The sequence below is a fragment of the Dehalococcoidales bacterium genome (assembly GCA_041656115.1).
In the GTDB taxonomy this organism is placed as follows: domain Bacteria; phylum Chloroflexota; class Dehalococcoidia; order Dehalococcoidales; family UBA5627; genus UBA5627.
In genome coordinates this window covers 261,884-272,444 of the sequence record JBBAED010000001.1, presented here as the reverse complement: position 1 = coordinate 272,444, position 10,561 = coordinate 261,884, and the positions used below count along the sequence as shown (strand labels likewise).

8 protein-coding genes and 1 other RNA gene are annotated in these 10,561 nt (G+C 42.0%); 2 read left to right on the top strand and 7 right to left on the bottom strand.

What is annotated here, in order from left to right; all coding sequences use genetic code 11:
* Positions 1-314: 314 nt before the first annotated feature.
* Positions 315-1,076 carry an SDR family oxidoreductase gene (locus WC958_01270; protein MFA5628885.1) on the top strand — a complete coding sequence of 254 codons (762 nt, stop codon included), beginning with the start codon at positions 315-317 and terminating at the stop codon, positions 1,074-1,076.
* Between the two features lie 124 nt (positions 1,077-1,200).
* Here WC958_01270 and rnpB read toward each other — a convergent pair.
* An RNA gene (gene rnpB, locus WC958_01265) (RNase P RNA component class A) lies at positions 1,201-1,549 on the bottom strand.
* A gap of 126 nt (positions 1,550-1,675) precedes the next feature.
* Between rnpB and WC958_01260 the strand changes: the two genes are divergently transcribed.
* Positions 1,676-2,935: a radical SAM protein gene (locus tag WC958_01260; protein MFA5628884.1), complete on the top strand. Its 1,260-nt coding sequence runs from the start codon at positions 1,676-1,678 to the stop codon at positions 2,933-2,935.
* Between the two features lie 77 nt (positions 2,936-3,012).
* Here the strand turns inward: WC958_01260 and WC958_01255 are convergent, their stop codons facing one another.
* The 6 genes from WC958_01255 to WC958_01230 form a co-directional block, all read right to left on the bottom strand.
* On the bottom strand, positions 3,013-3,393 hold the full coding sequence (locus WC958_01255; GenBank protein MFA5628883.1) for a ribonuclease HI family protein: 381 nt from the start codon (positions 3,391-3,393) through the stop codon (positions 3,013-3,015).
* 38 nt (positions 3,394-3,431) lie between these two features.
* Positions 3,432-4,127 carry a C4-type zinc ribbon domain-containing protein gene (locus tag WC958_01250; GenBank protein MFA5628882.1) on the bottom strand — a complete coding sequence of 232 codons (696 nt, stop codon included), beginning with the start codon at positions 4,125-4,127 and terminating at the stop codon, positions 3,432-3,434.
* 81 nt (positions 4,128-4,208) lie between these two features.
* The gene (locus WC958_01245; protein ID MFA5628881.1) at positions 4,209-5,357 is read right to left on the bottom strand and encodes a S41 family peptidase; all 1,149 of its coding nucleotides are present in this window, start codon (positions 5,355-5,357) and stop codon (positions 4,209-4,211) included.
* 107 nt (positions 5,358-5,464) lie between these two features.
* Positions 5,465-6,334 carry a DegV family protein gene (locus WC958_01240; protein ID MFA5628880.1) on the bottom strand — a complete coding sequence of 290 codons (870 nt, stop codon included), beginning with the start codon at positions 6,332-6,334 and terminating at the stop codon, positions 5,465-5,467.
* A 352-nt stretch (positions 6,335-6,686) separates the two neighbouring features.
* Positions 6,687-7,502, bottom strand: a complete 816-nt coding sequence (locus WC958_01235; GenBank protein MFA5628879.1) for a 4Fe-4S dicluster domain-containing protein — start codon at positions 7,500-7,502, stop codon at positions 6,687-6,689.
* A gap of 2 nt (positions 7,503-7,504) precedes the next feature.
* Positions 7,505-10,405 (bottom strand): molybdopterin-dependent oxidoreductase, encoded by a 2,901-nt coding sequence (locus WC958_01230; protein MFA5628878.1) that lies wholly within the window; start codon positions 10,403-10,405, stop codon positions 7,505-7,507.
* Between the last annotated feature and the right edge of the window lie 156 nt (positions 10,406-10,561).

The window sequence follows — 10,561 nt, the reverse complement described above, 5'->3', positions numbered from 1 at the left end:
GCGAAAGCCCCCAAGACGCAGCAGTTACGGGATAAAAACACTTTCCCACAATACAACACTTTTCTTTTAGGCGTATCTCAATGCCAAAAGAGAAAGCATACACTTATTTTACCTCTGCTAAAGACAAAATACATATTTTTTAATTTCAAATAATATAGTGTATTATTAAATATTTACAGGGTAAAATCTGGTTTTGTAGTCATTTTACTTACAATGAATTGGCATAATATACTACAAGTATGTTAGTATATAAAAGCGTCTTTTATCCTTCAACTTATATTGGTTTAATAATATTCTGAGGAGGTGCATTCAAAATGCCAAAGCTTCAAGGTAAGGTTGCCGTTGTAACCGGGGCAGGCTCCGGGATGGGGAAGTGCATAGCTACTCTTTTTGCAAAAGAAGGAGCAAAAGTTATTGCCGCCGATATAAATCAGGAAAGTATTAACGCCGTTGTCAGCGAAATAACCGCAGACGGGGGAGAAACCAAAGCGGTAATCGCTAACGTGACCAAAGAAGAAGACGTTCAGAACATGATTGATGAAGCCATAAATACGTATGGTACGCTTGATATACTGGTTAATAATGCCGGAATTCTGGACAATTTTGCACCCGCAGAAAAGGTTACGGATGAGCTCTGGGAAAGGGTATTTGCCGTTAATTCAACCGGCCCGATGCGCTCCATCAGAAAGGCTCTTCCCATATTCATTGAGAAGAAAGCAGGAGTTATCGTAAATATTGCATCGGTAGGCGGGCTTGTCGGCTCCAGAGCCGGAGCAGCCTATACTGCATCAAAACACGCTCTGGTAGGTTTAACCAAGAATGTAGGATTTCAGTATGTCGGTTACAATATTCGCTGCAATGCTATTGCCCCGGGCTCGGTAAAAACAAATATCGGAAATTCTATGTGCGACCCCGATAAGTTCTGTATGGACAGGGCAATGGCGGGAATAAACCTCAACCCCAGATTAATAGAACCGGAAGAAGTTGCCAAGGTCGCTCTTTTCCTTGCCTGCGATGATTCCAGCGCAATTAACGGAGCTGTTGTAACTACAGATGCCGGCTGGACTTCCTACTAAAGAGATATTTCTGTATTGATTCGGATATACAAAACGGATGGTCTTTGTACCATCCGTTTTTTTGTCGCTTTTTTTCAATGGATTAACAAGCCCGAATCAGGTGTCCGGAACAATTTAACATATGAGACTAAGTAAACCTGTAAGCCGAGTTCTGTATTCCGCTAAAGCGAAACGGTGACCATCTATCTAGGCCTGATGTTACCACCAGGCTCAAGCGACCAACCCGGGGACAGACCGGGCTTCTTTATCCCCCTATTCGGTCTTGCTCCGGATGGGGTTTGCACGGCCAGCCGGTCACCCGGCTGCCGGTGAGCTCTTACCTCACCATTTCACCCTTATCCCGATTGCTCGAGACGGTATGTTTCTGTTGCACTTTCCGTAGGGTTACCCCTCCTGGGTGTTACCCAGCATCCTGCCCGGAGGAGCTCGGACTTTCCTCCCCGATAAATCGGAGCGGTCACCCGGTTTACTTAGCCGAATATACTCTAATACAGAAAAAAACATTAGTCAAACGGTAATTGTTGTATAATACGAGGTGGCTCCAGTCTTTGAAAGACAAATTTATTCCAAAATAGAACCAAGTCACGGATAAGCGAATTATGGGGATTTTAACATCGGCAGCGCGAATATGGCTCACACGTTCGTTTCGCCCTTTCGAATTTACGGACAGGAATGATAACAGCTTAGATTATCAAAATTTGGAAGACTTAGGGCTTTACGTTCACATTCCCTTTTGCCGGTCAATTTGTGATTTTTGCCCCTATTGCAAAACTGTTTACAACAAGGATTTAGCTGACGAATATTTGGATGCCTTACTGCAAGAGATTGACATGGTAGGAAGCGCCCATGGGAGCAGCAAGAAAACCGTAAGCAGTTTATACTTCGGCGGCGGAAGCCCCGCCCTATTTACAGCAAATATTCAAAAAATAATCGATAGATTAGGAAAATACTTTGATATCAGCGAAGGGATTGGATTGGAGCTCCACCCTCAAGACGTAAATACGATAACGCTTTCCGAACTCAAACAGGCCGGCGTTACAAAAATCAGTATCGGCATTCAATCTTTCCAAAAGGACTGTTTAAAAGCACTCGGCCGTAATGAAATTGATTTGGAGTTAATCTCCGAATCCCTCAAAAAAGTACAATTCGAAACTGTATCAATGGATTTTATTTTCACCCTGCCGGGGCAAACAATCGAACTGCTTAAAAAAGATATCCAAACGGCTTTTGAAATAGGAGCAAACTGTATCGCCGTTTACCCGTTTATCGACTTTTCTTTTACATCTCGCAGTTTTAAGCGCATAAATGAAAAAGATAAAAAAAGATTGTTTTATCAACTGATTAACTATTGCCAAAAACAAGGTTACTCTCGCGATTCGGTATGGACGTTTTCCCAAGCCGGCGTTTCAAAATATTCTTCAATGACCCGCAAAAACTTTTTGGGATTCGGCTGTTCCGCAACAACACTGCTCAAAGACAAATTTAAAATTAATACCTTTGATGTTAACGCTTATATTAAAAAAATTAAAGAGCAAAAGCTTCCCACTGCCCTGACGCTGAATTTTAGCAAGCGCCAACGAATGGTTTATTACTTGTTCTGGGGCGCCTACACAATGCACGTAAACGAAAAGGATTTTAGTGAATTTTTCGGCTGCTCGCTGCAAAAAGCCTATGGATTTGAATTATTGGTTGCACGCTTACTGGGATGGGTTTGCAAAGAAAAAAACGGGTACAAAATGACAACCAAAGGTTCGTATTATTACCACTATTTCGAACACTTTTATACGCTTTCCTACATCGATAAAATGTGGAATCTAATGCGTAACGAAGCATTCCCGCAAAAACTGGATATTAAATAGGGATTACAAAGTTTAAGCGCTTGAAGCAAACCCGTTGTTTTCAAAAACCAAGATAAGTAAAAAGGCTCAAGTAAGCGTTATTTAAACGCTTTGTTTGCCAAAGCATCCGCCTCACTGTTTTGCGCGCGGGGGATATGCCTGATTTTAAATGATTCGAAGCGCGAAATTAAGGCTGTTACTTCTTGAAAAAGAGGCTGTAAAGTATCTTTTTTGACCTTGTATCTGCCGGTAAGCTGAAAAACTACCAACTCGGAATCGGACCTGAGTTCTACTTGTTTGGCCCCCAGTTTAACGGCTTGATCAAGCGCGACGATAATTGCTTTATATTCCGCCTGATTATTGGTGGTAATGCCGATTGCTTGTGAAACAGACTTTAACAGATTGCCTTTTTCATCTTTGATGGTAACACCGATTGCAGACCGCCCGGGATTACCGCGCGATGCCCCGTCCGTATGTATAATAACTCTTTCGATAATTAAAACCTTCCTCTGTAAAGCTATAACAGATAAAGAATTCGGCGGCAGCTGTCACATTGCACAACTTTTCCGGTGCGTACCTGCTGTAACTGTGCCGTTGAAAGCGTTATCCGACAACCGCAACAAGTTCCTTGTTCAATTTTAGCGACTGCCACGCCTCTTTTTTCTTTCAGTTGATTATAACGCTCGAGCATTTGTAAATCGATAGCGGAAACCATAGTATCGCGTTTGGATTTCATTTCGGTAATTGCCGTTTTTAATTTCTGCGCTTCCGCGATTAAAGAAGATTGTTCGCTGCGCCACTCGGTTTCCATCTTTTTTACATTTTCAGCTTTTTGGACTTCCGCCTCCGTAACCGCTTCTGTCTGAGATAACACAATCAATAATTCATCTTCGTGTTGTTTACGTTGAGATTCCAACACGCCTACTTCTTGTTGTAAATTAAGTAATTCTTTGGGATTTTTGATGTTACCGTTGTATAAATCGTTATTGGATTTTTTTATTTTAGCTTCGATGTCATCGATTAACCACTGGATTTCTTGTTGTTTTTTTCGAAGCGTTTCCAATTGATTGCGCAGTAAAGACAGTGCAGAACGTTCGGAATTTAGCGCCTCGTTTTCTTCCAATTTTTTAATATAAGCCCTTAAGGTCTCCCTTAAAGACTCAATCTCAAGTTCTGTTTCCTGTAACTGGTATAAAACCGATACGCTGCTCATATCATCCAACATTTTATAGTGATATCAAGATAATAGCAACCATTCTTAATATCACAGCAAAAAAGATTAAAGCAGTACAAACTAACGGTCAAGCAGATAATCGACCGCCCAATTAATCAATTCTTCGCCTTCCAAATCGGTAATAATATCCGGGGTAATGCCAATCCCTTCAATTAGATTGCCGTTTGGCGTATACCACCTGGCGGTTGTAAGATATAAACCGCCCATATTAGGTAACTCAAACATGATGTTGACACTGCCTTTACCGTAGGTTATTGTCCCCGCAATCTGAGCCCTGTTATGATCCTGTAAGGCCCCTGCCAATACTTCACTGGCGCTGGCACTGTATCTGTCAACCAATACCACAACCGGAAGATTGGTGGTAACCGATTGCTTATTGACATTGTATTTTTTAGTTTTACCGTCGTTTTCTTTAACGGTAAGAACGTTACCCTCGGTGTAAAAACAACTGGCGATATTTAGTACTGTTTGCAACAACCCGCCGGGATTACTGCGCAAGTCCAATACGATACCGGTAGCACCGTTATCCTGAAGTTCTTTTAATATCTTACTGAATTCTTTATCCGTTTCCTGTGCAAACTGGTCAATTCTGACGTAAGCAATTTCATCAATCATTTCCAAATGGACGCTCGGAACAATCACCTTTCCTCTTATAACATTCAAATCTTTGGAAGTTAGACCGTCATGACGCATTACGCTTAGAGTTACTGTTGTCCCCTCCTCACCGCGGACCTTTGAAACAAGTTCATCCAAAGACATTTCCGCCGTAGACTCTCCGTTAACCGCCTGTATAAAGTCTCCCTCCAGTAATCCGGCTTCTGCCGCCGGTGAATCATCGTAAACCTTTACAACCACAAACCGTTCATTGGCTACGGAAACCAAAACACCGATGCCGCTGTAACTGCCGGCCATTGATTCGGCATCACTGGCAAATTCCTGAGGGTCTAAATAAGCCGAATGGCTGTCATTTAAATAATCCAGCATGCCTTCGATTGCAAATTGAGTTAAAAGATCGTAATCAATATCGTCATTTTCAACATAATAAAATTTGATGTTGGACCATGCTTCTTCAATACTGGCCAAGTGCGGATCATCTGCCAGTGAAGTCCTTCCTTCTTCAACACCGGCATAGTAACCAACCTGAAAAGAAAACATTACGGCAAACGCCGCCAACAAGGTGATTAAAACAGTTTTAATTGTTTTTGACATTTGGAACCTCTTATTTAAGTGCAAAACCAAAATTTGCGCTATACCTGTGTCGTATACCGCAAATCTGATTTTACCACATTATGATTAAGAGAAATAAAGGGGAGAAATTAAACTAACTCGGCAAAAACTTCCTCGGGCGCATAAACAACGCCAACCATACTGGGGCCCGGGTGCGCACCAAGGGCAACCGAGATACTCCCCACCGGAAGCCATGTACATTGAAAAACTTTATCAATCATTTCGCGTAATGCCATCGCACTTTCGGGATTAAAGGTATGCATCACTTGTGCCCTTAATTTTACTCCCGGGTTGTGTTGTTTACTTATTAAATCAACAATACCCGACAATGCTCTATCAAAGGTTATCGCCTGTCCAATCTGAATATAAGTCCCCTTCTCTTTTTCCACCCCGATAAAGGGCTTTATATTCAAAACCGAAGCAATTAAGCCCTTAATATGACTGATACGCCCGCCGTGAATAAGGTATTTTAATTCTTTTAGCGTATAGACAATCTCTGTGGCATCGCCTATTTTTTTCAATAAATCTAAAATGTTTTCTTTCGATAAACCCTTTTTTATCGCCCTTGCCGCTGCCTCCACTTGCCATCCTGAGGCTACTGAAAGCGTTTTGGTATCAACATGCGTTATATTGGCTTCGGGTACCATTCCCGCAGCTACCTTGGCAGCATTAAGGGTACCGCTAAGCCCCGAACTCATATGAATGGACAGAATGTCAGGGTCTTCTTTAGCCAGCTCTTTATACAGTTTTACAAAATCCCCAGGGGAAGGCTGAGATGTTTTCGGTAAACCTTTACTTTCCGCTAAAATCGGATAAAACTCTTCGGGGGTAATATCTATCCCATCACGATAAGTTTTTCCGTCAAGAGTTATGTTAAGAGGCACAACATTGACTTTGAGTTCTTTCCTTTCTTGTTCGGATAAAGAAACATCGGTACCGCTATCCGTTACTATTTGCAATTTATTTCTCCTAATTTTATTGACCAACAACAGATCTAAAACACGGATTAAATTAAAGGGAAGAGAAAAAAGTGAAGGGTTATATTGCTATTTTAAAGAAGTCTAATTAAGGAGGCTTCGGAACCTTTCTTTAATTACACAAAACCTCATTTAAAACTTATTTTCAGACTCTGCCAGTCCGAAGTAATTTTAACACAGTACGGTTCGCGCTAACAAATAACAAATTCGAAGCCGATGGCGGATAAGGCTGCCAACATTTAACGAACACCGTTGTAGCTATAAAACAGGACCCGGATGATCCGGGTCCTGTTTTAATTCTTGCACAGCCTTCAATTAAGCAGCATTTATACTACTAAGATAAAGCTAAATTACCTAAATTGACATCCTTTTCGGTGTTGATATTATCTCTCGTTAAAGTCTTTCCGTCTTTTTCAATTTTAACCGAATATTCGCCAACTGCGATTCCTTCAAACCAGAAATCACCAAACTCATCGGTAACAGCAGTTCCACTATCGGCACCGGAAAGGGTACAAGTTGCACCTATAACTACCTCTTCGGTACCAGGGTCATATACAGTTCCTGCGATAAATCGTTTAGGAAGATTTTGGTAATGAACCCTAACTTTTGGAGCAGGTTCACCCGACAATGTCGGATAAGCCTCAGATTTAGCAATATCTGCGGAAAAATCTTCTTCTTCTCCAAACCTAAGCATATCAGTTATACAAGCATCCACACAGCGAGGCTCTTTAATAGGCCAGCCTCGATCAAGAAGATGAGCACACCCGGTGCATTTTTGAGCCAACTTCAAATCGTTATTGTAATATATGGCACCATAAGGACAAGCTTCAACACATAACATGCATCCATTACATTTTGCAGGATCAATTATAACCAATCCGTCAGGCCTCTTATTTATCGCGTCTACAGGGCAAGACTTCATGCATGGAGCATCGTCACAATGCATGCACATCAAGGGAACATAAGCAGCTTTAATCTTTGGAGTTGTTCCTCTTATAATTTCTTGTAATTTAAACCAAAATTGTCCATAAGCTGGCTGAAGCCTATTATAAGGCATCCAATCGTTCTCAACATGTTCGTCTTTACAAGCACACTGACAGCTATAACAACCATTGCACTTTGCAATATCAATAAGAAATACTTTACCCATTATTATTCACCCCCCTTTCCTATTATCCAACCTGAGCAGAATTCACCATAGGTTGGGTTACTGTCTCTGGCAAATGCTTCAGGGTAATTTGCACGCCACTCATCCATTTGGCTTCCGGTTACTCTTTCTACTTCCACCAAGTATCCTGTATAAGCACCTCCATATGCGTTCAATGAGTGGTTTTCAACCGGATTGATACAGTTAGGGTTTCCGCCTCTGTGAAGTTCACCAGGGATAATGTGATGACCGCCACCGGCTTTCTCCATACGTACTGCACCAGCAATTACTCGATCGGTTAAAATAGCTCCTCCAAGCACTCCGCCTCGTTCATTAAAGACTCTTATAATGTCACCTTCTTTAATACCCCTGGCATCGGCATCAACCGGATTTACCCAAATCGGAGAATACGCATAACCGTCGTAACCAACAACTTTTTCGATTTCTCTTGTCCAAGGGACATCCGAGAACATAGAGTGATGTTTCCAGGTCGAAGTGTTACTAACCATCAATAACGGATAGTGTTTTGCTCTTTCACTAATCAATCTATCTTCATTATGAGCCCAACCTTCTTCCGGAGGACCGCCACGAACGTAACGAGCTACCGGAGGTCTTTCCTTATCATCTGGGAAGTTGTCTTTAAGTAATTGCGATTCTATTTCCAATAATCCGGTAGGCGTTCTTAATGGATTTTTATTAGGATCTTTATAGAAGCCCAAGAAAGTAGGTTCTCTGTTGTACCATTTCATGTCGGGAGCCTGAGCAAAATAAGTTTTTTCACTGAGTTTATCCCAGCTAATTAAATCCGTTACACCGGAATTATTGTATCCTTCTTTAATTCTATCCTGGATTAATTCATCATACTTTTTACCGCCGGTCAAACTATCAGTTACTCCCAGCTTTTCACCAACAAGTAAAACTGCTTCAAGATCCGATTTAGATTCTCCAAAAGGTTTAACGATAGGTTCGGTATAGCAAGTCATTACCTCAAAGTTTGAACCACTGATAACGTTAATATCCGGATGTTCTTCTGCAGAGCAGATAGGTAAAATTATATCTGAGTAAGATATCCCATCTTCAAGCCACATCATTTGAGAAACAATACATTCCAATTTGGGGCTTTGCATTGCTCTCTGGCAACCGTGTCCATTCTGGTCACTCCCCGTCCAACTGGCACCGGGCTGCCACATAAAGTGGATTTCCGATTTACCTTCCATCGGATAACGACGCTTAAAGAATTGGTCTGCCATTGAATAGTAGTAAACAGGTGGGTTAAGAATGGCTTTTTCTAATTTACCGGTAGGAATAAACTGACGATCTCTATCGTTGGCGTTCAATCTGTGCCCAAGATCTGAAGCTATTAATGATGTGATTTTCGCGGAGCCACCAACGCTATTTGTTGTTGCCGGTTTTACAGGTTTACCGATTACTTGCCCGAAAGCGTGAAGGGTATGTTTCCCCGGAGCTCCCAAGCCTTGCATCGCCTGCAAATAAAGCTGAATTCTCTGTGCCTCATGAGCATAAACCGTTCTACAAACCGCTCCTCCACCGGCACGCCCGTAACCAATAGACGTGATTTTAGACGCCCATGCACGTGCAACGGCCTTAATAGTCCACTTATCAACTCCACAAATCGGAGCTGCCCAATCAACTGTTTTTTCCTCTCCGTCTTCTTCTCCAAGCACATATGCTTTAAATTTCTCGAAGCCAACCGTGTGTGTATCCAAATAAGATTGGTCAAAAGTGCCTTCTTTAAACCAAATATGAGCAATCGCAAGCATAAAAGCCGCATCAGTTTGCGGTATTAGAGGAATCCATTTATCGGCATACAAACTGGCACCTAAGTTTAAGTCAGGGCTGATAAAGACACGTTTTATCCCTAACTCCTCAAACCAGTGATACCACATGCCGGGCAGCTGTCCAATTGTATAGCGCCAGGTTTTGCTTCCGACATCACCGGGCCAAACAAGCATTAATTCGGTATTTTCACAGATGTCTTTCAGTACATCGTTAGGTTCGTAATCAGTTCCCAACACATACCTGCCACCCATTTGCCCCCCCGCAGTACTGTTCGCCTGGTCATGACGATCAGTGGTGGTAGAACCATATTTAGCTAATGACCAGTAATACATAAAAGCATTTATAGTATCAATGGAACCCTGAACATTATGGCCTTCATGATGATGACCGCTACGACATGATGATACCGCTTCTACGCCATACTTATCCGCAACTCTTACCATTTCTCCTGCAATTATTGTAGCAGCTTCATCCCATGAAATTCTCTTGTATTTACTTCTACCTCTGTTTTGTGCATTAATCTTTGCAGGGTCGCCACCGGGTTCCCAATCAACTCTCTTCAGAGGATAGGGAATTCTGTTTGGGGAATCGGTACGTTTCCTATGAGCCAAGTAGTAAGCGGGAGCGGTTGATTTCAAGGGCACTGTCCAAGTTTTCCCTCGAGCCGACAGGGACCAGGCCTCAACATCATCTTCAAAGTGAACTCTTCTACCCCTAACAATGCGACCGTTTTTAACATCACATGCAACAACATGTATATGGCTGGCAACTATTGTAGTTTCCGGCTCTTGCCAAGGCTCAAGAGCCCCACCACCAGTACCATCGGAAACAGTTTTGGTTTCGGTTATAGTTATGGCACCTTCGCCGCCAACAGTTTCGGTTACGGTTACAGTAGCACCACCACCGCCACCATCAACCGTGACTGTCTTTTCAACAGTTTTAGTTGTTGTTACAGTCTTATCTTCGCCGCCGTTACAGCTGGAAAGTAACCCAGCACCGACAGCGCCGCCAACAACCACAGTACCGGCACCTACAAGAAAGTCTCTTCTTGAAACTTCACCGGATTGCTTGGTTTCTTCTGTTTTCAAATCCTTTTCTTCTTTCAATTCTTTCTCCTTTCATTTCATTATCTCTGCTTGTAGAATAAAATTTGTTTTAACCAATTCTTTATTAACAGGCATCACCTCCTTACTAAATTGTTAAAATATTTATCCAGCTTCGATATTATTGTAAAAAATAAAAGCATGTGAGAGAAAACCTAC